The organism is Vibrio sp. 99K-1 (genome assembly GCF_013114585.1).
Lineage (GTDB): Bacteria > Pseudomonadota > Gammaproteobacteria > Enterobacterales > Vibrionaceae > Vibrio > Vibrio chagasii_B.
The window spans coordinates 108,222-132,908 of the sequence record NZ_VTXF01000012.1; the positions used below are offsets into that span (position 1 = coordinate 108,222).

General features: G+C 46.2%; 23 protein-coding genes. 7 read left to right on the forward strand and 16 right to left on the reverse strand.

The features are described 5' to 3' along the window. Positions 1-137 precede the first annotated feature (137 nt). Together F0228_RS11460 and hemB are read right to left on the reverse strand one after the other, a co-directional pair. Positions 138-578 carry a GNAT family N-acetyltransferase gene (locus F0228_RS11460; protein WP_061033097.1) on the reverse strand — a complete coding sequence of 147 codons (441 nt, stop codon included), beginning with the start codon at positions 576-578 and terminating at the stop codon, positions 138-140. 77 nt (positions 579-655) lie between these two features. Next, the gene (hemB, locus tag F0228_RS11465) at positions 656-1,699 is read right to left on the reverse strand and encodes a porphobilinogen synthase (RefSeq protein ID WP_004741486.1); all 1,044 of its coding nucleotides are present in this window, start codon (positions 1,697-1,699) and stop codon (positions 656-658) included. 208 nt (positions 1,700-1,907) lie between these two features. On the opposite strand from hemB, the gene F0228_RS11470 reads away from it, so the two are divergent. Continuing rightward, positions 1,908-2,669, forward strand: a complete 762-nt coding sequence (locus F0228_RS11470; RefSeq protein WP_171762246.1) for a TatD family hydrolase — start codon at positions 1,908-1,910, stop codon at positions 2,667-2,669. Between the two features lie 287 nt (positions 2,670-2,956). Here the strand turns inward: F0228_RS11470 and tatC are convergent, their stop codons facing one another. The 7 genes from tatC to rmuC all read right to left on the reverse strand — a co-directional run bounded on the left by tatC (position 2,957) and on the right by rmuC (position 9,199). Further along, positions 2,957-3,709, reverse strand: coding sequence for a twin-arginine translocase subunit TatC (tatC, locus tag F0228_RS11475; protein ID WP_102425553.1), 753 nt, complete (start codon positions 3,707-3,709; stop codon positions 2,957-2,959). 66 nt (positions 3,710-3,775) lie between these two features. After that, positions 3,776-4,183, reverse strand: a complete 408-nt coding sequence (gene tatB, locus F0228_RS11480; protein ID WP_061033095.1) for a Sec-independent protein translocase protein TatB — start codon at positions 4,181-4,183, stop codon at positions 3,776-3,778. A gap of 3 nt (positions 4,184-4,186) precedes the next feature. Continuing rightward, positions 4,187-4,429, reverse strand: a complete 243-nt coding sequence (gene tatA / locus F0228_RS11485) for a Sec-independent protein translocase subunit TatA (RefSeq protein WP_008218506.1) — start codon at positions 4,427-4,429, stop codon at positions 4,187-4,189. Positions 4,430-4,482: 53 nt separating this feature from the next. Beyond that, positions 4,483-6,117 carry a ubiquinone biosynthesis regulatory protein kinase UbiB gene (gene ubiB / locus F0228_RS11490; RefSeq protein ID WP_102425552.1) on the reverse strand — a complete coding sequence of 545 codons (1,635 nt, stop codon included), beginning with the start codon at positions 6,115-6,117 and terminating at the stop codon, positions 4,483-4,485. Further along, entirely contained in the window at positions 6,114-6,719 is a 606-nt protein-coding gene (locus F0228_RS11495; RefSeq protein WP_004740977.1) for an SCP2 domain-containing protein, read from the reverse strand. The genes ubiB and F0228_RS11495 overlap by 4 nt, the downstream gene beginning before the upstream one ends. A gap of 102 nt (positions 6,720-6,821) precedes the next feature. Continuing rightward, positions 6,822-7,601, reverse strand: coding sequence for a bifunctional demethylmenaquinone methyltransferase/2-methoxy-6-polyprenyl-1,4-benzoquinol methylase UbiE (gene ubiE / locus F0228_RS11500; protein ID WP_032554326.1), 780 nt, complete (start codon positions 7,599-7,601; stop codon positions 6,822-6,824). 65 nt (positions 7,602-7,666) lie between these two features. Next, positions 7,667-9,199 (reverse strand): DNA recombination protein RmuC, encoded by a 1,533-nt coding sequence (gene rmuC, locus F0228_RS11505; protein ID WP_061033092.1) that lies wholly within the window; start codon positions 9,197-9,199, stop codon positions 7,667-7,669. A 138-nt stretch (positions 9,200-9,337) separates the two neighbouring features. On the opposite strand from rmuC, the gene F0228_RS11510 reads away from it, so the two are divergent. Continuing rightward, complete coding sequence (locus F0228_RS11510) at positions 9,338-10,231, forward strand: DMT family transporter (RefSeq protein ID WP_171730392.1); 894 nt, start codon at positions 9,338-9,340, stop codon at positions 10,229-10,231. Positions 10,232-10,365: 134 nt separating this feature from the next. On the opposite strand, the gene F0228_RS11515 is transcribed toward F0228_RS11510, so the two are convergent. From F0228_RS11515 to ftnA, 3 genes are all read right to left on the reverse strand, one after another. Continuing rightward, entirely contained in the window at positions 10,366-11,559 is a 1,194-nt protein-coding gene (locus tag F0228_RS11515; protein ID WP_171730391.1) for an NAD(P)/FAD-dependent oxidoreductase, read from the reverse strand. 246 nt (positions 11,560-11,805) lie between these two features. Continuing rightward, positions 11,806-12,129: a universal stress protein UspB gene (uspB, locus tag F0228_RS11520; protein WP_061033090.1), complete on the reverse strand. Its 324-nt coding sequence runs from the start codon at positions 12,127-12,129 to the stop codon at positions 11,806-11,808. A gap of 68 nt (positions 12,130-12,197) precedes the next feature. Further along, positions 12,198-12,725, reverse strand: a complete 528-nt coding sequence (gene ftnA / locus F0228_RS11525; RefSeq protein ID WP_008218572.1) for a non-heme ferritin — start codon at positions 12,723-12,725, stop codon at positions 12,198-12,200. 189 nt (positions 12,726-12,914) lie between these two features. On the opposite strand from ftnA, the gene uspA reads away from it, so the two are divergent. Together uspA and F0228_RS11535 are read left to right on the forward strand one after the other, a co-directional pair. Next, on the forward strand, positions 12,915-13,349 hold the full coding sequence (gene uspA / locus F0228_RS11530) for a universal stress protein UspA (RefSeq protein ID WP_061033089.1): 435 nt from the start codon (positions 12,915-12,917) through the stop codon (positions 13,347-13,349). Positions 13,350-13,401: 52 nt separating this feature from the next. Further along, positions 13,402-14,289 (forward strand): carboxylate/amino acid/amine transporter, encoded by an 888-nt coding sequence (locus tag F0228_RS11535; protein WP_105057723.1) that lies wholly within the window; start codon positions 13,402-13,404, stop codon positions 14,287-14,289. A 108-nt stretch (positions 14,290-14,397) separates the two neighbouring features. On the opposite strand, the gene F0228_RS11540 is transcribed toward F0228_RS11535, so the two are convergent. The 3 genes from F0228_RS11540 to F0228_RS11550 form a co-directional block, all read right to left on the reverse strand. Next, entirely contained in the window at positions 14,398-14,964 is a 567-nt protein-coding gene (locus F0228_RS11540; protein ID WP_171730390.1) for a hypothetical protein, read from the reverse strand. A 141-nt stretch (positions 14,965-15,105) separates the two neighbouring features. Further along, complete coding sequence (locus tag F0228_RS11545; protein ID WP_171730389.1) at positions 15,106-15,885, reverse strand: class I SAM-dependent methyltransferase; 780 nt, start codon at positions 15,883-15,885, stop codon at positions 15,106-15,108. 139 nt (positions 15,886-16,024) lie between these two features. Next, complete coding sequence (locus F0228_RS11550; RefSeq protein WP_171762249.1) at positions 16,025-19,147, reverse strand: bifunctional diguanylate cyclase/phosphodiesterase; 3,123 nt, start codon at positions 19,145-19,147, stop codon at positions 16,025-16,027. A gap of 125 nt (positions 19,148-19,272) precedes the next feature. On the opposite strand from F0228_RS11550, the gene asnC reads away from it, so the two are divergent. Beyond that, a complete protein-coding gene (asnC, locus tag F0228_RS11555; RefSeq protein WP_008218581.1) occupies positions 19,273-19,737 on the forward strand; it encodes a transcriptional regulator AsnC in 465 nt (154 codons plus the stop codon). A gap of 68 nt (positions 19,738-19,805) precedes the next feature. Here asnC and prlC read toward each other — a convergent pair whose 3' ends face one another. Further along, on the reverse strand, positions 19,806-21,848 hold the full coding sequence (prlC, locus tag F0228_RS11560) for an oligopeptidase A (RefSeq protein ID WP_171730388.1): 2,043 nt from the start codon (positions 21,846-21,848) through the stop codon (positions 19,806-19,808). 278 nt (positions 21,849-22,126) lie between these two features. Between prlC and F0228_RS11565 the strand changes: the two genes are divergently transcribed. Then, positions 22,127-22,966, forward strand: a complete 840-nt coding sequence (locus F0228_RS11565; protein ID WP_116869858.1) for a 23S rRNA (adenine(2030)-N(6))-methyltransferase RlmJ — start codon at positions 22,127-22,129, stop codon at positions 22,964-22,966. 187 nt (positions 22,967-23,153) lie between these two features. Next, the gene (gorA, locus tag F0228_RS11570) at positions 23,154-24,509 is read left to right on the forward strand and encodes a glutathione-disulfide reductase (RefSeq protein WP_116869859.1); all 1,356 of its coding nucleotides are present in this window, start codon (positions 23,154-23,156) and stop codon (positions 24,507-24,509) included. Positions 24,510-24,687 lie beyond the last annotated feature (178 nt).

The window sequence follows — 24,687 nt, forward strand, 5'->3', positions numbered from 1 at the left end:
ACATCCTTGTGAACATTTCCTCATTCCCTAAGACGAAGTTAATAATAATGATTCTCATTTGATAGTCAACAATTAAATGATAATAAATCTCATTTAATTTCATTTGACTGATTAATGCCACGAATTCGAGACGTTACTTATGCCGATAGTTGCTTCACGAAATGAATACGATGCTCTCGAATATCCTCTTTTTCTTCCAGTTTTTCGATTTGGTAACCATTCCTCAGTAATAGGCGCAGCATAGCAGGAAACTGATTACGCGATTTCACTTTGAGTTGTTGGTAGCCTTGTTGTTTCACCCACTGTTCTTGCACATCTAATTGAGCCTGTGCGACTCCTTTGTTTCTAGCGAGCGGCGATACACCACCAAACCAACTGTAAAAAGTGTTCGGTTCCAATTCATAGCCGATCTTAAAACCCAGTAGCACGCCCGCTTCTTCCGCGACTAAAATCAAACTCTTTTTGCCTGATAAGCGTTGTGAAAGAGAAGCCACACTCTCTTTTTGAGCAAACTCGTCAATCTGCTCAACAACCGAAACCACTTCTTCCAGTGAGCCTTCACGTACGATGACTGACATACTTTCCCCCCTCATAAACGAAAGGGTTGGCACGACGGCCAACCCTTTAAATAATCTTTTAGCTTAACCTAAAGTCGTTACTTTTCTCTTAGGTGCTCTGCGGCCTTTGCATTGTCTTCAGCTAGCCACTCAGCGACATCTTTAGCAAAGTAAGTTAGGATGCCATCCGCACCAGCACGCTTAAAGCACAGTAGTGATTCCATAACTGTATCGCGCTCTTTCAGCCAGCCGTTTTGAATCGCCGCTTTGTGCATCGCGTATTCGCCAGACACTTGGTATGCATACGTCGGAGCTTGCAGCTCATGCTTCACGCGGCGCACGATATCTAGGTAAGGCATGCCCGGTTTAACCATCACCATGTCCGCACCTTCGTTAAGGTCCATAGCGACTTCGTGAATGGCTTCATCACTGTTTGCAGGATCCATCTGGTAGTTCTTCTTGTTACCACCTTTCAGGTTAGATGCACTGCCGACAGCATCACGGAATGGGCCGTAGTAGCACGACGCGTATTTCGCAGAGTACGCCATGATTTGAGTGTGAATGTGACCCGCTTCTTCTAACGCTTCACGAATCTTACCGATACGGCCATCCATCATGTCCGATGGGGCAACCACGTCGGCACCCGCTTCAGCGTGAGACAGTGCCTGTTTGATCAGCACCTCTGTTGTCTCATCATTCATCACGTAGCCATCTTCATCGATGATGCCATCTTGGCCATGTGTGGTGAACGGGTCTAACGCGACATCTGTGATAACACCAATGTTCGGCACATGTTCTTTTAGTGAACGTACAGCACGCTGAACCAAACCTTCAGAGTTATGGGCTTCAGCCGCGCATAAGCTTTTAGCATCTTGGTTCACGACTGGGAATAGAGCAATCGCAGGAACACCCAATTTAGAAAGGTAATCCGCTTCCTCAAGCATAAGGTCGATCGACAGGCGTTCAACACCCGGCATAGACTCTACAGGCTCGCGGCGGTCTTTACCCATTAGGATAAACATTGGGTAGATTAGATCATCCACAGACAATTGATTTTCTGCCATTAGGCGACGGCTAAAGTCGTGCTTACGCATACGGCGCATACGGCGACCTGGGAATTGACCTTGAATTGAAACAGACACTAGATTCTCCTTGCCTAGTCTAAGTACCGAAATACTCAGATATGAAAAGTGCTAAATACAGGCAAAAGCATATCACTGATGGCTCAGGACGCTAGCAGTAAAATATAAAACCCACTCAAAAACAGGGAGAAATGGCAAAAAATGACCTTCTCCTCACACTGCCGTATACTCATGGCAACTCAGTAAAGACCGCATTCAGGACAAAACAATGATCGACACTCATGCTCATATTTACGCTAGCGAATTCGATGAAGACCGCGAACAGGTAGTGCAGCGCGCACTGGCTCAAGGTATTGATACGATTCTACTACCAAACATCGACCTAGAATCTATCGAGCCAATGCTAGCAACGGAAGCTCAATTTCCGGAAGTATGTCGTTCAATGATGGGCTTACACCCTTGTTATGTGGATGGAAATATTGAAGAAACGCTAAAGACCATTCGCGCTTGGTTCGATAAACGCGACTTTATCGCAGTGGGTGAAATCGGTATCGACCTCTACTGGGATAAAACCTTTAAAGCCGAACAAGAGATGGCTTTCGTTACCCAACTGCAGTGGGCAAAAGAGCTCGACCTGCCGGTGGTGATCCACACTCGCGATTCAATAGAAGAGACCCTGACTCTGCTAAAACAAGAACAAAACGGCAGCTTACGTGGTGTATTTCACTGCTTTGGCAGTAGCCTAGAAGAAGCTCAAGCGATCAATGCGCTCGGCTTCCACCTTGGTTTAGGTGGTGTTTCGACCTTTAAGAATTCAGGTATGGATAAGGTGATTCCACACCTTGATATGGACTTCGTTATCTTAGAAACAGACTGCCCTTACTTAGCGCCAGCGCCAAACCGTGGTAAACGCAATGAACCTGCGTACACAGAGTTAGTCGCAAAGCGCATTGCAGAGCTAAGAGGCATCACTCTAGAAGAGGTTGAAAAAATCACAACAGCCAACGCTAAATCATTGTTTAATTTATAAACAATATAGATAACCAATTTCTATTGTTTTCAATAAAATTCATTTGTTAAAACAGGGTGACATGTATATTATCAACCGCCTGCATATAGAGGTAGTTAATAATGTGTGACCACTCACAATACTTACAACGTCAGCATCGAACTCTATGGCATAAAGTCTTGGGCATTAAAGAGCTCTATGTATGTCAGAACTGTGGCTATCAGTTGAAAATTCGATAACGAAGAAGAATAAAAAAGCGGCCTAGGGCCGCTTTTTTTATTCTTTGATTTTTGCTGCAGAGCTCTGACTTACGATTCCGCTTCTTCTTCATCAGCATCAGGCTTACGCACATAAAAGCGAGCGAAGAACAGACCGATCTCAAACAGGATACACATTGGAATCGCCAACAGTGTTTGAGAAATCATATCTGGTGGTGTCAGCATCATACCGATAATAAAAGCACCCACGACAATGTAAGGGCGCTTCTCGGCTAGCGCTTTAGGTGTCGTTGCACCCGTCCAACACAACAAGATAATCGCCACTGGTACTTCAAAGGCAATACCAAAAGCAAAGAACAGTGCGAGTACAAAATCAAGATAACTCGATATGTCCGTCGCAAACTCTACCTGCCCTAACGAGATAGCCGTAAAGAAGCTGAATACCAATGGGAATACCACGAAGTAAGCGAACGCCACACCACAGTAAAACAACAGAGAACTTGAAGCCAAAAGTGGCATGATCAAGCGCTTCTCATGCTTGTATAAACCCGGAGCCACAAAAGCCCACACCTGATACAAAATAAACGGCACCGCAACAAACACAGCAGCAATTAACGTTAGTTTTAAAGGTGTGAAAAATGGCGATGCAACATCGGTTGCGATCATCGTCGCCCCTTCAGGTAGGCGATCTACCAAAGGTGCTGATACGAATTCATAAATATCATTAGCAAAATAAATTAGCCCGATAAACACCACTAAAACGGCAAGAATCGATCGTAGTAGTCGATTACGGAGTTCTAGAAGATGGCTAATTAAAGGCTGTGTCTGCTCAGTCGAAGACATTTCAAACCTCTTAAACAGGAAGATCGAAAAGGAGCCGCGTATATCTGGCGACCCCTCCTTGCGAGACTATTCGGCTTTTTTATCTGACGGTGCTGAAGCTTCACTGTTAACCTGAATGGTTTCAGATTCCACAGTTTCCGTGACACTAGGTTTAGTCTCACTTGGCTTATCAGACTCAGGCTTAGCGTATGGACGTTGAACTTCAGCAGCGGCCTGCTTTAGTTCATCGACTGACGCTTTAAGGTCTGGAGATAAATCTTCCATACCCATTTGTTCCGCCTTGCGTAGATTTTCTTGTAGCTCTTGCACCTTAAGCTCGTGAGAAAGTTCATCTTTCACACTGTTTGCCATACTTTTCGCCGCACCCACAAACTTGGATACACTGCGAATTGCTACAGGCAAACGCTCAGGCCCTAGAACCACTAACCCAACGACAGATATTAATACCAGTTCCCAAAAACCGATATCAAACACGATTTACGCCTGCTCTTTGTCTTTCTTTGTTTCAGCAGTCGCTTCTGTCTTCTGCTGTTCAATATTCTTTGGTTCGAAGTCTGCGTCTTTCTTGTCTGCAGGCTTTTCATCATCGCTCATTGCTTTCTTGAAGCCTTTAACCGCTGAACCTAAGTCACCACCCATACCGCGCAGTTTCTTCGTTCCGAATAGCAAAATTACAATTACAGCAATGATTAGAAGTTGCCAAATACTGATACCACCCATTGTCATTGTCCTCGGGTCTGTCTACACAAAAAAATATAAAGAGAGTCTACTGTCTAACGACGGTAAGCTCGCCAACTAAGCAGCCAAAATGTGACACCTGCGATGCCACAGCCCATAGATAGCTGCTCATAAGGGCTTGAAACTAATATTGCGGAGCATACGACTAAAGTGGCTCCAACGCCAAACAAAAACTTTCCAGTTGCTTGCTGACGCTTACTCTCTCGGTAACCTTGGTAAAGCTGATCCATTCTGTGGTTCATCGCTTTACCTTGGCGCAAGCTGTCATAAAGTAACTCTGGCAGCTCTGGCAGTTTTTCTGCCCAGAATGGCGCTCGCTCTTTCACTGCGTTAATCACAGCTTGCGGCCCCACCTGATTCATCATCCAAGTTTCAAGGAAAGGCTTTGCTGTTTCCCACAAGTCGAGTTGTGGATACAACTGACGACCTAACCCTTCAACATACAACAAGGTCTTTTGCAGAAGTACCAACTGAGGCTGAACCTCCATGTTGAAACGTCTTGCTGTATTAAATAAGTTTAGCAACACATGGCCAAATGAGATCTCACCCAGTGGCTTAGCAAAGATCGGCTCACACACCATGCGGATCGCGAACTCGAAATCGTTCACATTGGTATCGTGCGGTACCCAGCCCGAATCAACGTGCAGTTCTGCGACTTTACGATAATCTCGGTTGAAGAAAGCCAGCAAGTTTTCAGCTAAATAACGCTTATCTTCACTGTTGAGTGTGCCGACAATGCCACAATCGAGACCAATCCATTGAGGGTTGTCTGGATTCTCAGGGTTAACGAAGACGTTCCCTGGGTGCATGTCGGCATGGAAAAAGCTGTCTCGAAACACTTGGGTGAAAAATACTGTCACACCACGTTCCGCCAACAATTTCATGTTAGTGCCGTTGGCTTTTAAGGTCTCAACATCCGACACCTGAATACCGTAAATACGCTCTGATACCATCAAGGTTTCGCTGCTTAAATCAGGAATCACCTCAGGAACGTATAGCTCTTCGCTGCCTTCAAAATTACGACGCAGTTGAATGGCATTTGCAGCCTCTCGGCGTAGGTCCAATTCATCAAGTAAGGTTTTTTCGTACTCGTGAACCACCTCAACCGGTCTTAAACGACGTGCTTCAGGAAGCGACTTAGCGACTATACTCGCCATTCGATGCATCAGTTTTAGATCTGCATCAATCACCGGGCGAATATCTGGTCGAATTACCTTCAGAACTACCTCTCGGCCGTTCTCTTTTAACTTCGCAGTATGCACCTGAGCAATAGACGCTGAAGCAAGCGGTGTAATATCGAAGTCAGTAAACCAGTTGTCTAAACTGCCACCCAGTGCCTTCTCCATATCTTGCTTAGCCAGTTCACCATCAAACGGCGCCACTTGGTCTTGCAGCAATGCCAACTGGTCAGCGATATGAGGGGGGAACAGATCACGACGTGTCGACATCATCTGTCCAAACTTGATCCACACAGGCCCTAGCTCTTGCAAAGCCAGACGTAGACGATGCCCTAACTCTTTATCTTTGTGCTTGTTCTTAATCCAAAACAGTGACTTTCTCGCCAACAGAGGTGCTTTGGTCAATTGGTGCTCTGGCATCAATTCATCAAGGCCATATTCCAACTGTACCTTGATAATATGATAAAGACGTTTCAGTTCTGTTGGGGTCATGCTTTCTCCAACAGAGCGTTCAACTTAGCTTCAAGGCGTGCAGCTGAGCTTTTCACGTCGTCAACCTGATCGCAAAAATGTGCCACCTCTAATGGCGCTGGAGCGATCTTCCACTCTTCAGTCAGAACTTGAGCGAAGTGGTTTTGATGTTTGGTCGCTTGCTTAGCCACAAGGCCACCAACATTCTTAACGCCTTGGACCAAGGTATGAGCCACCACATCACCTGTCACGCGAGACAACCACTCTTCCAAGTCAGGTTTGCAGTCTGTCATCAGCTGAGAAAACTTCTGTGCCAACTGAATATCACCTTCCAAAATCAACTTATCTTGCTTGATAAGCTTAGTGATATTCGATTGCTCACGCAGTTCAGGTAACACGGATAGGTTCAAAGATAAGTAGCAATCCGGTTGCCCTTCGTACTCTGACAACACATCAATTTGTTGGCTGAAAACGAACGTAAGTGTTTTATTCAACTCTTTCAAATTGACTTGAATGATCTGCCCTTTTAAGCGAGACAAACGACGAACCAGTGCTGGGTCATCGTTTACTAACGTATTCAAAGAGGTTTCAATAACCGCGGTTACCAATGGATCAAATGGCATGACTGTCCTTACCTTTGAAAACGGATAAGCCTTAACCTATCCGTTCTATCTTTATTCTTATTTTCGATCTAACACGCTCAAAGCGCTTGCTACCAAGTTCAACTAGAACTTGTAACCTCGGTGCAGCGCAACAATGCCACCCGTTAGGTTGTAGTATTTCGTATTCTCAAAACCGGCTTCTTGCATCATGCCTTCCAGTGTTTCTTGGTCTGGGTGCATGCGGATAGATTCTGCAAGGTAACGGTAGCTGTCTGCATCATTAGCAATCAGCTCACCCATTTTTGGCAATAGGTGGAATGAGTACGCATCGTACACTTTAGAAAGTGGCTCAAGCACTGGCTTAGAAAACTCTAGAACCAATAGACGCCCACCCGGCTTAAGCACGCGGTACATAGAACGAAGTGCTTTATCTTTATCGGTTACGTTACGCAGACAGAAGCTGATAGTAATGCAATCGAAGTAGTTGTCTGGGAAAGGCAACTCTTCAGCATTCGCTTGTACGTAATGTACGTTGCCGACAATACCGCTATCACGCAGCTTATCGCGGCCAACATTCAGCATTGAATTGTTGATATCAGCAAGAACTACGTGGCCTTTTTCACCAACGATGCGCGAGAATTTCGCCGTCAGGTCACCAGTACCACCACCAAGGTCTAGAATACGCTGACCAGGGCGAACGCCACTGCAATCAATCGTGAATCGTTTCCACAAACGGTGAACACCACCCGACATTAAGTCATTCATGATGTCGTATTTAGCGGCTACAGAGTGAAATACCTCTGCTACTTTCGCGACTTTTTCGTCTTTCGCGACTGTTTCGAAACCAAAGTGTGTGGTTTCTGACTCTACTGCTGAATTTGTCTGCACGCTTGTGTCCATAATGCTGTTATCTACCATGGTAAGTTCTCATCGACAGCACGCTCTGTGTTTAGAGGCGCTGCGGCCGATTAGTTTACTTTATCCTCAGCGGGTTGTCTTTCTACTAAGGAGGCATTTTCTGAAAAAGCCTCATTTTGCGCCATTTCTGCCAAGCCAATAGAGATAGGTTTCTTCACCTCAACGCCTAATTGCTTGAAGCTTTCTGCCTGACGAATCACGTTACCTCGGCCTGTTACCAGCTTATTCATCGCGCCTTGGTAGCTTTGGTTCGCCCTATCTAGCGAGCTACCAAGACCTTCCATATCATCGACAAACAGGCGTAGCTTGTCGTAAAGCTTGCTTGCGCGTTCGGCAATCACCTGAGCGTTCTGGTTTTGCCTTTCATTGCGCCACAAGTTATCAATGGTACGCAGTGCCACCAGCAAGGTGGTTGGGCTAACCAAAATAATGTTTTGCTCCATCGCGTCTTTCACCAAGCTAGGGTCAGCCTGAATCGCCACTTGGAATGCAGGCTCGACCGGAATAAACATCAACACGTAATCCAAGCTTTGGATGCCTTTGAGCTGATGATAATCCTTCTGGCTCAGTCCTTTGATGTGCGCTCTCAGTGAGACCAAGTGATCACGCAATGCGGCATCACGCTGTTGATCGGTTTCGGCATTGAAGTAGCGTTCAAACGCAACCAACGCCATTTTTGAATCCACGACCACTTGCTTATCTTGCGGCAAGTGGACAATCACATCCGGTTGATAACGCTTACCAGCATCGTTTTGTAGATTCACTTGCGTTTGGTACTCATGCCCTTCTCGCAGGCCAGACTCAGCAAGCACACGAGCCAATACTACTTCACCCCAGTTACCTTGTTGCTTGTTATCACCCTTGAGCGCTTGAGTCAGGTTAACCGCTTCGCGAGTCATACTTTCATTAAGGCGCTGTAGATTCTTCAGTTCATGCACCAAGGTGTGACGCTCTTTGGCTTCTTGGCTAAAGCTGTCATTAACCTGCTTCTTAAAGCCTTCTAATTGCTCTCTTAACGGTGAGAGTAGCCCCTCTAGGCTCTGCTTGTTTTGTTGGTCGACCTTAGCGGTTTTGGTTTCAAACAGCTGATTGGCAAGATGCTCAAACTGCTGCTTCAGGCGTGATTCAGCCTGCTCTAACAATTGCAGCTTTTCGCTATTGGCAAGATTTTCTTGATCGTGCCTTGCTTCTTGCTCACGCAGTTCAGCCTCCAACTCAGATTTATGATCTTTCAACACATTGATCTCATCAGCGTACTGCTGGCGTTCTTGTTTGACCGCTTCGAAATAGCGAAGCTTTTCCATCGCAGCCATCACCTTGCCGTGCGCTTGTTTAAGCTCGAATGCGGCTTTGTCTCGCTCATCATCTAGCTCATCGAGCTCTTGTTGCGCCTCTGCCAGAGAGGACTTGAGCTGTGACTGCTGTGATTCATGCAACAAACGATCAGACTCAAGTTGCTGCTCGAGCAATCGCTGCTGAAAAGAGAGTTTCTGTTTAACCCACCAACCCACGACGCCGCCACTGACGAGTGCGCCAGAAATTGCAGCAATAAGCGTTGCCTGATGTTCGATAATCCATTGCATGATAATGATTTAGCCTAATTGGAAATAACTCATTAAATGGTATTTTGATACTGGATAAATGTCCAGTTTGCCGTATTAAAATTCGACAGATAGACTAAGCGCTCCGTATTCTGTCCCACCCAATTAGAATGAGTTGCCATGAACGAACGTCGTGCCTTGGGCTTTGGCCTTTCCGCAGTGCTACTGTGGTCAACGGTCGCTACTGCTTTTAAGCTGACCCTTGCTGAGTTTTCACCTATCCAAATGCTGACCATTGCCAGCATTGTGTCGTCGATTGCGCTGATCGCGGTCTGCGCCTTCCAAGGTAAGCTCTCTCAGCTGAGTACTACGTTCCTTTCAAACCCTTGGTACTACCTACTGCTTGGTTTGGTTAACCCACTGGCCTACTACCTGATTCTCTTCAAAGCCTACGACCTGTTGCCAGCTTCTCAAGCTCAAGCCATCAACTACAGCTGGGCTATCACGCTAACGCTGATGGCAGCGGTTTTTCTGGGACAAAAGATTCGTAGGCAAGATTGGGTGGCTTGTACCTTCAGTTATGCGGGTGTGGTAGTTATTGCCACCAAAGGCGATGTACTAGGTATGCAGTTCGATAGCCCACTTGGCGTCGCATTGGCGCTGCTTTCAACCCTGCTTTGGGCGGGCTACTGGATACTTAACACCAAAAACAAGGCTGATCCTGTGGTGGGCGTACTGCTTGGATTCTTAGTGGCGCTACCCTTTGCGATTGGTTTAACCATTTTCGAGGGCGAGAGCTTTAGCCAAATCACGGCGAAAGGTTGGATGGCGGTGACTTACGTTGGCCTGTTTGAGATGGGAATTACCTTTGTGTTGTGGCTATCGGCATTGAAGCTCACCAACAACACAGCACGCATCAGTAACCTAATTTTCGCATCACCTTTTATCTCTTTGATGCTACTTTCCACCATTATCGGCGAAGAAATTCATCCATCAACCCTGTTTGGTTTAGTGCTGATTATTGCTGGCTTAGTGATTCAACAAATCAAATTCTCAAAAGACAAAGCTGCGTAAATAAGAGCGAAAATACTCGATTGGTCGCGAAAGCCATCAATTGAGTTACCTTTAACTCTAAACTAGATACAAAAATAGCGAGTCGTATGACTCGCCATTTTTATGTAATCTGAACTAATGAATAAGCGAAACGCTTATACCCACTGGCCCGCCGCAAAGCCGCTCGACCAACACCATTGGAAGTTGTAGCCACCAAGCCAGCCAGTTACGTCCATCACCTCACCAACGAAGAACAAGCCTTTGATGTTCTTACATTCCATGGTTTTTGAAGATAAATGATCGGTATCGACACCGCCGAGCGTAACTTCCGCAGTGCGGTAGCCCTCTGTGCCATTGGGTGCGATCTTCCAGTTTTCTAGGTGCTCAACAATGCCATTAAGCTGCTTTTCGTTGAACTGCTTAAGCGGTTTGTCTTCCAGCTCTTTACGGTCAATCAACACTTCCACAAAACGCTTCGGCAGTGCTTTCGCCAAGGTGTTTTTCAGGCTCTGATTTGGGTGCTTCTCGCGAGAGTTAGCCAGCAGTTCAGCAACATCGACTTCAGGTACTAGATTAATCGAAACCGACTGACCCGCTTTCCAGAACGAAGAGATTTGCAATACTGAAGGACCAGATAGACCACGGTGCGTAAACAGCAGCGCTTCTTTGAATAAGGTACCGTCTTGCGCCGTGATCTCCGCAGGAATCGCGATACCAGAAAGCTCAGCGAAGTCTTCTTTGTCTTCTTTATGCAGCGTAAACGGCACTAAGCCCGCCGTAGTTGGCATCACAGACAAACCAAACTGCTCGGCAATCTTGTAGCCAAATGGCGTGGCGCCCAGCTTAGGCATCGACAAACCACCGGTCGCTACCACCAGTGAATCACACTCAACTTGGTCGGTATTGAGGTGCATTTTGAAGCCAGAATCGGTCTTTTCAATGGAATGAACATCGCATCGGTAGCGCTGTTCGACTTTCACTTGCTTACACTCATCAAGCAACATGCTCACGATGTCTTTTGCGGTGTGGTCATTTACACAGAACAACTGGCCGTGGTCGCGCTCTTCAAACTCAATGCCGTACTTGCTCACCATCGAGATAAAATCCCAGTTGGTGTATTGAGATAAAGCTGACTTCACGAAGTGAGGGTTGTTACACAGGAAGTTATTCGCAGACACATCATAGTTAGTGAAGTTACAGCGGCCACCACCTGAGATTAAAATTTTTCTGCCTGGCTTTTTCGCATGATCAACCACCAGCACTCGTCGGCCGCGTTTACCAGCTTCCGCGGCACACATTAAGCCTGCGGCGCCCGCACCAATCACGATTACATCAAATTTTTCACTCATTGTGGCTCTGCTTTCTTCACTTTGCATTCCGAGTACGCCCTGTTCTCAAAATGCCATCAATAAAAAAGGATGTGCGTTAACAGCACATCCTTACTAATTGCTCGCTATTTTAGCGGCAATTTTAAACTTTGCAATTGGTGTTCAATCGTACAAATCTCAGACAGCTGCTATTGCGCGAGAAGCTTGTCTAACATTGCTAAGCTCGCCAAACGAACAACCGACGCTCTAATCACACGTATCGCTCACCTAAACGATAAACGCAGACAATAACGTTACACCCAGCAGAGCAGAAGAGAGTATGAACAACTGTCTTACACGATCACACTTGGAAGTGAACACTTCGTCGTGGTGATGGTGGTACTCTTTGCTTTTGATGTAACTAAACAAGCGTACTTGTTTGGTCATATTGCCATGAGTTGTGAAGAACCCACCTCCGTCTACTTGTTGATAAAGTAGAGGATGTGCTTCTCGCATAATATAAATAAGCGTGCGTAGCGCCGTAAAATAACGTGCCCAGTTCACGCAAGTCACAACCATTAGTGCAAATAGAATAGTGTCGCCGCTGATCATCCTTTCCTCCCTACATCTTCAAAGGAAAACTCAAAAGAAAAAGATAATCAGAGTCTTTTTCTTACAGCCTAGACTGCAGGAGCATCCATGATTGAAGATGAACCATCTTTTGCCAATTGCGCTAAGTCTTTATCAATAAAGAACAGTGCTTTACCGTCTTCACCAACAAGCTCTAGCTTATCCAATACACCTTTAAACAACTTCTCTTCTTCGTGTTGCTCTGCAACGTACCATTGCAGGAAGTTAAAGGTTGAGTAGTCTTGTGTGCTGAAAGCAACGTGAGCCAGCTTATTGATCTTTTCAGTAATCATCTGCTCGTGTTCGTAGGTTTCACGGAATACTGCGCCAAGGCTTTCAAATTCATGTTTTGGTGCTTCAATCGCACCCAGAATTGGCATTGCACCTGTTTCACTTACGTAAGTAAAAAGACGCTGCATGTGTTCCATTTCTTCTACCGCATGAGCACGCAGAAACTCTGCTGCACCTTCAAATCCTTTGTCTTCACACCAAGCACTCATTTGTAAGTATAGATTGGATGAGAAAAATTCTAGATTAATTTGATCGTTCAGTTGCTCAACCATAGTTTTTGACAGCATTTAAGACTCCTAAGTACATCCTCAATTTTCTTTACTATATCACTATTTTATTAATATCTCGCTGACCATTAGTTAACCGATATTTCGAACCTTCACTACGCAAGACGATGGATATGAGATCACTTCAGCAAAAAAAGGCATCGCATAGTGCTAATCTTTAATCAGACAATGAATAAAGGAGGTAGCGATATGAGTTACAAACATATTTTGGTCGCGGTCGATTTATCAGATGACAGCAAATTAATTGTGGATAAAGCGGTAGCATTGGCAAAGCCATTAGAAGCCAAAGTCTCTTTTATCCATATCGATATTAACTACGCAGAGCTCTATACCGGACTGATTGACATCAATATGGCAGAGACCCAACACAACGCGATGGAAGCGTCTCGCATTCAGCTACAAAACTTTGCGGAACACGCTCAATACCCGATCACTCATACGCTTGTAGGTAGCGGTGATTTGAGCCATGAACTGTGCGATACCATCACAGAATACAACGTTGATTTAGTGGTATGTGGGCACCATCAAGATTTTTGGAGCAAGCTGCTCTCTTCAACACGACAACTGATCAACGCCTCTCCGGTGGATATGCTGGTCGTGCCTCTGAGAGATTCAGAAGACTAATGATTTAAGGTTAGGTAACATACAGCTCATATCTTATTAACGAAGTTTTACTATGAGCTATTTAGCTGGTGTTACCCTCCTATGGGCCTTCTCTTTTAGCCTGATCGGCGTCTACCTTGCTGGTCAGGTTGATTCTTGGTTCTCTGTTCTGATGCGTGTTGCTCTGGCAGGTATCGTGTTTCTTCCTTTCCTGAAATTCCGTGGCATCCCTGGGAAATTGATCGGCAAATTGATGGCAATTGGTGGTATTCAGCTTGGCCTGATGTACTGCTTCTATTACCAATCTTTCTTGCTGCTATCCGTACCGGAAGTTTTGCTATTTACTGTCTTTACCCCAATTTATGTCACACTGATTTATGACTTTCTCAAAGGGCAGTTCTCACCTTGGTACTTAGTCACGGCTGCGATTGCGGTATTAGGCGCGGTATTCATTAAGTTCGCCGGCATCAACGACAACTTTTTAGTTGGCTTCCTAGTCGTACAGGGCGCGAACCTATGCTTTGCGATTGGTCAGGTGGGCTATAAAGTTGTGATGGAGAAGGAATCGACAGAACTTCCTCAACATACCGTATTTGGCTATTTCTACCTCGGCGCTCTATGTGTGGCTTCGGTTGCTTTCTTACTACTAGGCAACCCTGAAAAACTACCGACCACTTCACTTCAATGGGGAATCCTGATCTACCTTGGCTTAATCGCTTCTGGATTGGGCTACTTTATGTGGAACAAAGGCGCATGCATGGTAAATGCAGGTGCACTTGCCGTAATGAATAACGTGTTGGTACCTGCAGGTCTAGTCGTAAACATCCTGATCTGGAACCGAGACGTTGATTTGGTGCGACTTTCGATTGGCGGCGGGGTTATCTTGCTTTCTCTCATCGTAAATGAGACGTGGGTGAAAAAGCGTGTCGCGAGATCGGCGAGCAACGCCCAACAGATTTAAATGCGCCAGCGCGGCCAAGTTCTCTTAGGAGACAAAAAGCAAAAGAGCGACCTAAGGTCGCTCTTTTTAGATCTGGCTAACGCGTTGAATAATGTTCAACAGCTGTTGTTAGTGGATGTGATTCACAACCACAGCCTGGTTTTCCGTGAAGGCTACATCATCAAGTCGTAGGTTGATGCGTTCCAATTCACTTTCCAGCTTCTGGCTTTTCTTAAACAGCTTTTGCTGCTTCTTAATCATCTTCGCCAGCTTCTTATTGTATTTCTCTTGTTTCTTAGCCGCTTTCTTCGCTCGCTTCAGTTCTGATTTCTCAGCACCACTCGCGTTAGCAATGCGTTTTTTCAGTTTGGCTTTTTTCGGTGACGCTTGTTTGTCTGCGTCTCCAAGAGCAGCGGCTGGGTCAAACAGTTGTACTGATGAATCTGGGACCTCTGCCAAGGTGACTTCAGGCTTTGGTAGCGTTTCGGCTAACAGACCACAAGCCGCCTTTTCTTCAATCGGCTTATTCTGGCAGCCAAGCGGTGGGATTGCAGATGGTTTGCATAGGTTCGCTTCGTCCGCCGATGAACGCGCACAAGAGCGACACACAAACTTAGGTTCAGTAACCAAGCTGTGGATCTCGCCTAGGTGTTCGGTAATATCTCGACGGTTTAACTTACAAAAGCGTTTAGCCATGCTACAACTCCAGCTAAGAATAATAATGATTCTTAGTTAGATATACATCCGTAACGCGACTATCGCAAGTGTTAAATAGCAATTTATCGTATTTATGACGGGAAATTTTCTTAGCGTGTGTCTAAGTTATTGATGCTTCAATTAAGTCATTGATGCTTTCACATACACGTCAAAACGGTTCTTTTTGGTTTCGATCGCCATACTCGGTTTTTGCTCATCTAACCAAGCCGCACAATCAGGTCTTTTGACCACAACTCGCTTTGATGCGAGCTTCATTGCAGGTGCCAATAGAGCATCAGCATCTAAGTCTGCACCGACCAAAGATTGGAATACGCGCATCTCTTTTTTGACTAGAGCCGATTTCTTTTTGTTCTCTGGATGTGGGTACATTGGATCTAGATACACCACATCCGGTTGCTCAAAGTTAGGATCGTCACTGAGTTTATCCAGCGCATCGTGGCTTGAAGCGTGAATCAATTTCATACGTTCGCTAACCCAGCCACCGATATCAGGGTCTTGCTGCGCACGCTGTAATCCATCATCAAGCAGCGCTGCAACAACAGGATGACGCTCGACCATCTGCACCTTACAACCTAGAGAAGCCAGTACAAATGCATCGCGCCCTAAGCCAGCCGTGCCATCAAGAATGGTTGGCGTAGCCCCTTTATTTAAACCTGCCGCCTTGGCAATAGCTTGACCTTTACCGCCACCAAACTTACGTCGATGACCAACCGCGCCGCCAACTAAATCAACGAAGATAGCGCCTAACTTGGGCTCGTCTACTTTGCGCAGCTCAAGTCGCTCGCTAGTCAGCACCAAAGCAAATTCGCTGTTTTCAGCGTGAGATAAATTCCAACGAGTCGCTAAGTCATTCAGATGATCGATTTGGGTAGCATCTTCGCAAATCAGTTGTAGTTGCAAGGTCGTCTCCAACAGACAGTAGTATTCAAAACAAAAGAGGCAACCAGTTTACCTGATTGCCTCAACAATACATATTAGCGGTGCAAACTATTAGCACCGAAAGTCACGAGATTAAAACAAGGCTGTACACAAGGCCTAGTTAGTTTGCGTTTTCTAACGCTCGTTCTTGCTGAAGTTCATCAACCAGCTCAGCAAGCGGCTTAGGTCGACCAATGATATAACCCTGTGCGTAGTTCACACCGAGTTCAATCAACTTGTCGATGATCTGGGTGTTTTCAACGAACTCGGCCACTGTGTGCTTACCCATCTGCTTGGCTAGATCATTGATAGAACGAACCATCACATGGTCCATCTCATTGACATCAATATCACGCACGAACAGGCCATCGATCTTAACGATGTCGACTGGCAACTTCTTCAAGTAACCAAACGACGATAAACCAGATCCGAAGTCATCCAGCGCGATCATGCAGCCGAGGTCTTTGATTCGAGTGAAGAACTTGATCGCCTGTTTCATGTTACTCATCGCCGCTGTTTCGGTGATCTCTAAGCAGATCTTATGACACGGAATCGACGAGTTACTCAAGCTTTCAATCAAGAACTCAACAAACTCTCGGTTACCCATCGAGTGACCAGAAAGGTTGATAGAGCACATCCCTAGCTCATCAATCAGATGTGGACGTTGTTCCAACCAGCTCAGTGTCTGGCCGATCACTTGGCGATCAATCAAATGCGCAATGTTGTAGCGCTCAGAAGCTGGCATGAAGATCCCTGGAGAGATGTATTCCCCATCGACGTTCTTAATGCGGACCAAGATCTCGAAGTGCATTTTGTCGCTGTCTTCGTCTAAACCTAAAATACGCTGCGCAAACAACTCCAAGCGATCATTAGCTAAAGCTTCATGTACTAAATTGACGCACTCCATCTCTAGGTGACGACGACGCAAGTCTTCATCATCTTGATGGTAAAGGTGATAACGGTTACGCCCTTCCTCTTTGGCTGCATGACATGCCGCGTCTGCCTGAGCATGCACCATTTGTGGTGAAGCCGCGGTATGGTCAATCAATCGAATACCGATAGAGCAGGTCAAGTTTAGTCGGATGTCATCCCACAAGAATGGATTGTCGCCCATCGTCGAGATAATACTGCGACACACATTCACCGCATCTCGCTCAGTACAGTCTTTGATGAGTACAGCAAACTCGTCACCACCCATACGCGCCAATACCGCATTGTATGGCAGTACCTCTTCCAATAACTGCGCGCTAAACAAGATCGCAGCATCGCCCGCTTCATGCCCTGCGGTATCGTTCAGAACTTTCAGTTGGTCTAGGTCTAAAAACAGCATTGCGTGGGTACGCATGTGGCTCTCAACCTCTTTGAGTGCCTTCTGTAGCTCTTGCTCAAAGTGGTTGCGGTTAAAGGTATCAGTCAGCAAGTCATAGCGCGCCTGATACTCCAATTTCTCAGAAAGCTCATGTGTCTCGGTGATGTCTTCACCCACAATCAGCAACTGATCAGACTCCACCAGCGGACGAATATTTTCTCGAATCCAGATCGTACTGCCATCAGCATGACGATATTCAATATCACGACGCCATACCCCGCGGATCTTATGCTGTGGCTGCAACAAGATATGACGTGGAATCATCGCGTTCTCATCGACATAGAACTCTCTAGGGCGATGACCTAAAAGTTCATCCAGTGGGTAACCAAGCAGCTCTTCGGCAAACTGGTTCACTTGTTGGATGCGGTTATTGCCATCCAAGGTAATCATCATCACCGGTTGTTTGTCGTAATAGAGTTTTAGGTTCGCTTCACGTTGGAACAGCTTGTTCTCAGCCAACTTACGTGAAGTCACATCGCGCGCTTCAAACAAGAACTGAATATCACCTTCTTCGCTGCCCGGCATCGGCTTCAGTGAGATATCCAGCACCATCGCACCGCGATCTCGACACCAAACCTCAGCTTCAAAGCGTAAAGATGGGTGATCATCTCGCTCAACAAAATACTCTTTCAACACCTCACTGGCAGAATCTTCCCAGTGCTGATGTTCTTGCAAAGGTGTTCCTAACTTGTAACCCTGATTGTAGAGCAGTTCATGCAGCTTGCTGTTACTCGACAGCAATACACCGTCTTTGTCGATAATGCCCATAAACTGAAGGCTCTGGTCGAATATCGACTCCAACAGTCGTTGGCTTTGGCGGCTTGCACGTTCGCTTTTCTTAAGACGATTGAGGTAATACACCAAGGTGGCGATCACGCACGACATACCAAGGAACATTAAACCTATGGTGCGAATTTCATCGCGGTAGCGCGTCAGGAAAGACTTAGGCTTGTTGAGGAATGTCACTGCAGCTTCATTCTCAGCGCCGAGATCCCAACGCGATATTTGTTGATAGTCGAGCTTAATCTCCGGTGCACCAGCAACTACAGGAGGTAACGGATCATTAGGATTCGCCAACACCTGCAACAAAACGCGCCCCGTGTTACGTCCTTGAGTTTCACCGCTTTGAATCACCCCGCCAATGGCCCCAAAACCTAGGCCTAAGTCATGCACCATATACAGCGGCATTTGCGTTTTAATGTTCAGTTGTCGCCAATCTTCATCACTACTCACTTCACCTTTCGCATCTCGGTAATACGCCCAAAACAGCAAGCTTTTCCCTAGGTCTGCACGCTGCGAAAAAGTCGTCAGTTCTTGGTATGAGTCTGGAACATAATGTTCAATCAAATCTGCAAATTGAGGGTTAGTTTCAATAAACAGATCGATTTGCGCACGAATGGCCTCACCAGTCACCGAATGATCGGTCACCATGTAGACTTTTTTCACGGTCGTCTGGAGGCGCTTGATCAGTTCGATGTTACCAACCAGATCGATGTCTTCAGTGATACCGGTTGCGTTCAAACCTTCGATCATTTTAGGAGAGAAGTTGTTGATGCCACCAAAGATGACCGGGGTTCCATCGAGATCTGACGCTAAACGCTTCATCAGGTTTAGGGCGTTGTTATCACTCACCACAACCGCTGCAAACTCTTCGTGCATTAATTTGGTGTGGTAAAGCTGGTACACGCGCTCTAGGTATTCAGGATTTTGAGAGCGTTTGCTGTCGAGGTAAACGACGCGGTAAGACAACCCGTCGCGATCGAGTTCTTCGGATAACCCTTTATGGAAATCATCCGTCCAGAAAAATCCTTGATGGTAGGAGTGGATAACCAATACATCTTTTGTCTGCGCCGAAGCGAATACGCTCCAACACATCGCAATAAATAACACCCAAAATCGCACTGAATTCACCCTAACACCATTGTTGCTGCTAATATTATCACCCTTGGCTATGATATGTACTCTAGCCGATATATTTTCATTAAATCTAAGGGTTACGCATGTCCACAACCACCGCTCGTCTCGATGACCTAGACCGTGCCATTCTGAAAACCTTGATGGAAGATGCTCGTACGCCTTACGCCGAGATGGCCAAGCAGTTTGACGTAAGCCCTGCGACTATTCACGTCCGTATCGAGAAAATGAGATCGGCCGACATTATTGAGCGTACCGAGGTGGTGGTAAACACGAAAAAGCTAGGTTACGACGTATGTTGCTTTATTGGTATCAACCTGAATGCAGCCAAAGATTACCACTCGGCAATCGCCAAACTGAATGCTCTAGATGAAGTAGTTGAAGCCTACTACACCACTGGTGCCTACAATATTTTCGTTAAGTTGATGTGTAAGTCGATTGAAGAGCTGCAGTTCGTCCTGATCGATAAGTTGCAGGCAATTGATGAAGTGCAATCAACCGAGACGCTAATCTCACTGCAAAACCCAATCAATCGTAATGTGAACCCATAGTCGCTTGATAAACAGATACAAAAAGAGCCTCTCTAGAAGGCTCTTTTTACATTCTAACCAGCACAATATTACGCGCTGATACCTGCATGGCGCAGCATCGCATTGATTTGAGGCTCACGACCACGGAAGCGTTTGAATAGCTCCATTGGCTCTTCACTGCCACCCATTTCTAGGATGTTATTCAGGAAGCGGTTACCCGTTTCAGTGTTGAAGATACCCTCTTCTTCAAATGCTGAGAACGCATCTGCTGATAGCACTTCAGCCCAAAGGTAGCTGTAGTAACCCGCGCTATAACCACCAGCGAAGATGTGGCTAAAGCTGTGTGAGAAACGGTTCCAATCAAGGCTTGGCAGTACTGCCACTTTAGACTTCACATCAGCCAGTGTTTCAAGTACGCGCGCACCCACTTCTGGGTCGTAAGTAGTGTGTAGCGTAAAGTCGAACAGGCCGAATTCTAGCTGACGCAAAATAAACATCGCAGATTGGAAGTTCTTCGCCGCTAGCATCTTCTCTAGCATCTCTTTAGGTAGCGCTTCACCGGTCTCGAAATGACCAGAGATGAACGCCAATGCCTCTTCTTCCCAACACCAGTTTTCTAGGAACTGACTTGGCAACTCAACCGCATCCCAAGGCACACCATTGATACCTGCAACCGCGCCAGCTTCTACTTGAGTCAGCATGTGGTGGATACCATGGCCGAACTCATGGAACAGAGTCACAACTTCATCGTGGGTAAACAATGCTGGCTTGTCGCCAACTGGTTTATTGAAGTTACACGTTAGGTAAGCGACTGGCGTTTGTAGTTCACCTGCAGCGGTAATACGGCGACCGCGGCAGTCATCCATCCATGCACCACCACGCTTGTGTTCACGAGCGTACAAATCTAGGTAGAAGCTACCACGCAGTGTGCCATTAGCATCAAAGATATCAAAGAAGCGTACCGACTCATGCCATGTGTCGACGCCTTCACGCTCTTTCACTGTCATACCGAATACACGATTCAGTACTTCAAACAGGCCCGATACCGCTTTCGATTCAGGGAAGTAAGGGCGTAGCTCTTCATCTGAAATTTGGAATAGGTGCTGCTTCTGTTTTTCGCTGTAGTAAGGGATGTCCCAAAGTTCTAGCTCAGACACACCAAACTCTTTTTCAGCGAACTGGCGCAGCTCTTCCACTTCACGCTCACCTTGAGGTTTCGCTTTCACCGCTAAATCATTTAAGAAGCCTAGAACCTGATCTGGCGTCTCTGCCATTTTGGTTGCCAGAGATTTCTCGCTGTAAGTGCCAAAGCCAAGCATACGTGCGATCTCGTGACGCAACTTAAGCTGTTCGGTAATGATCTCTGTGTTGTCCCACTTACCTGCGTTTGGGCCGCGGTCTGAAGCGCGAGTAACGTAAGCTTCGTACAGCTCTTTACGCAGCTCTTGGTTATCACAGTAGGTCATTACTGGTAGGTACGATGGGATATCTAAAGTCAGCAGGTAACCTTCTTGCTCTTTAGCCTCTGCCGCCGCTTTTGCCGCCGCCAGTGCTGATTCAGGCATGCCTGCCAATTCAGCAACATCAGTGACCTGCTTGCTCCAACCCATGGTTGCATCAAGTACGTTGTTTGAAAATTGAGAACCCAGCTCAGACTGACGTTTGCTGATCTCGCCATAGCGGTGCTGTTCGTCTGCTGGTAAGCCAATGCCCGACAGTTCGAAATCACGCAGTGCATCAGTAATAGTTTTTTGTTGAGCTCGATTTAACCCAGAGAACGCCTCGCTCGCCTTGATCGCTTTGTACGCTTCAAACAGACCTTTGTGTTGACCAACCCACGTGCCGTACTCAGACAACAGAGGTAAACAGCTTTCATACGCTTCACGCAGCTCGTCACTGTTCACAACCGAGTTCATGTGACTTACTGGTGACCAAACACGGCCTAAACGATCATCCACTTCTTCAATTGGAGCAACTAGGTTGTCCCAGCTTGGCGAAGCATTACCTTCAAGTACTTGTTCTATCTTGTTGCGACACGCTTCAATCACTTGCTCAACCGCTGGCTTAACATGCTCAGGTTTGATTTGTGAAAACGGAGGTAAGTCCGTGAAGGTTAATAGCGGATTAGACATATAAACATTCCTTTGGCGTTAGAGACTTTCGTCTTTTTTGTAATGAGGTCGTCTTACAGTCATCAGGCTAAGCAGCGCCCTAAAAAATCACCTGCGAATAGTTATTAAATAGTGCCCATAAAGGCAAATTTCAATAGTAGAACCAATAACTAACTGCAGATAGCTGACGACTGTCCCCGAATTGTTCGAGAATTTATGGTCCATTGAGGGTTATAATAATCAGATTAACCCACCTACACTAACCACACTCTAAAACGAGAGTGTTACGAGAGTTTAATTTGTTAAGTTATCGCCACAGCTTCCACGCAGGCAATCATGCCGACGTAGTAAAGCATATCGTACAGAGCCTTATTCTTAATTCTTTGAAACAGAAGGATAAGCCTTTTGTTTACCATGACACTCACTCTGGTGTAGGTCGTTACGACTTAACGCATGAATGGTCTGAAAAAACCGGTGAATACAAACAAGGTATCGCTCGCGTCTGGGAACAGCAAAATCTTCCTGAAGACATTCAAAGCTACCTTGAGTCTATCTCAACGCTAAACAACAGTGACAAGCTGCGCTACTACCCAGGTTCGCCACGTGTTGCACGTGCCCACCTGCGTGACCAGGACCGCATGGTACTGACCGAGCTTCACCCAGCAGACCACCCACTGCTTGAGCAAGAGTTCCACCGTGATCGTCAGGTATCGATCTACAAAGAAGATGGCTTTAAGCGTCTAAAGGCAAGCCTGCCGCCAAAAGAGCGCCGCGGCTTAGTACTGATCGATCCACCGTACGAACTTGCAAAAGAGTACCGTGATGTAGTGACAGCCATTGCTCAAAGCCATAAGCGCTGGGCAACCGGTATCTACGCAATTTGGTACCCGGTAGTGAACCGTTGTGACATCGAAGACATGATCGAAGGCTTAGAAAGCTTGGGCATCAACAAAATTCTACAGATCGAGCTTGGCGTATCACCAGACACCAACGAGCGTGGCATGACAGCATCAGGCATGATTGTTATCAACCCTCCTTGGAAGCTAGAAAGCCAAATGAACGAGATTCTTCCATTCTTGAAGGAAGCAATTGCACCAGCAACCGGTCACTACAAAGTAGAGTGGATCGTACCTGAGTAATCTCGACGCCACATCGAAGCTCAAAGAGCAGTCAAAAGACTGTGATGTGGACGAATAAATTTAGAACAGGGAGATTGAGTTCAACCAATCTGCCCTCAATATAATAATTAGACAATTTTAGAATCTATAGGACGTAGGGATCCAGTGTGCTCACTGTGACTACAACCCTCAATAAATGGAGAAAGTAATGGCGACTCATTTTGATTACATCTGTATCGGTGGCGGTTCAGGCGGCATCGCATCAGCAAACCGCGCGGCAATGCACGGTGCAAAAGTTGCACTTATCGAAGCTCAAGACCTTGGTGGTACTTGTGTAAACGTTGGTTGTGTTCCTAAAAAGGTAATGTGGCACGGCGCTCAAGTAGCTGAAGCGATCAACCTATACTCTGAAGACTACGGCTTTGATGTTGAAGTGAAGAAGTTCAACTGGAGCAAACTGATTGAGAACCGCCAAGCGTACATTGGTCGTATCCACCAATCTTACGATCGCGTACTTGGTAACAATAAAGTAAACGTAATCAAAGGTTTTGCTAAGTTCGTTGACGAAAAGACGGTTGAAGTTAACGGCGAACACTACACAGCAGATCACATCCTGATCGCGGTAGGTGGTCGTCCAACGATTCCAAACATCCCAGGTGCAGAATACGGCATCGATTCAAATGGCTTCTTCGACCTGATGGAGCAACCAAAAAGCGTTGCTGTTATCGGCGCGGGTTACATCGCAGTTGAGATCGCTGGCGTTCTAAGCGCACTTGGCACAGAAACACACCTATTCTGCCGTAAAGAATCTCCACTACGTAGCTTCGATCCAATGATCATCGAAACGCTAGTAGAAGTAATGGAAGCAGAAGGTCCAACACTTCACACGCACTCTGTGCCTAAAGAAGTTGTGAAAGAAGCGGATGGCACGCTGACTCTGCACCTAGAGAATGGCAACACTCAAAATGTTGACCACCTAATCTGGGCTATCGGCCGTCACCCAGCGACCGATGCTATCAACCTAGCATCAACTGGCGTGGAGACAAACGACCGTGGCTACATCAAGGTAGACGAATTCCAAGCGACTAACGTTCCTGGCATCTACTGTGTTGGTGACATCATGGAAGGCGGTATCGAGCTAACTCCTGTAGCGGTTAAAGCAGGTCGTCAGCTTTCTGAGCGCCTATTCAACGGTCAAACTAACGCGAAAATGGACTACAACCTAGTTCCTACTGTTGTATTCAGCCACCCACCTATCGGTACTATTGGTCTAACGACTCAAGAAGCTGAAGAGAAGTACGGCAAAGACAACATCAAGGTTTACACATCTGGCTTCACTGCGATGTACACAGCAGTAACCAAGCACCGTCAACCTTGTAAGATGAAGCTAGTATGTGCTGGCGAAGAAGAGACAGTAGTCGGCCTACACGGCATCGGCTTCACGGTTGATGAGATGATTCAAGGCTTCGGCGTTGCAATGAAGATGGGCGCAACCAAAGCAGACTTCGACTCTGTTGTGGCAATTCACCCAACGGGCAGCGAAGAGTTCGTAACTATGCGTTAACTCTTTGTAAGTCAAAGAAATATTACAAAAAAGCCGACATCTGTCGGCTTTTTTTGTTTTTTACCGTATGGTTCGAATATTTGTTAACCGAACAGTATTTTACCCACTTAACTTGGAATAAAGATCACAATACAATCGCGCGCTATAAAAACACACACATAACAACAAAAATAACTCA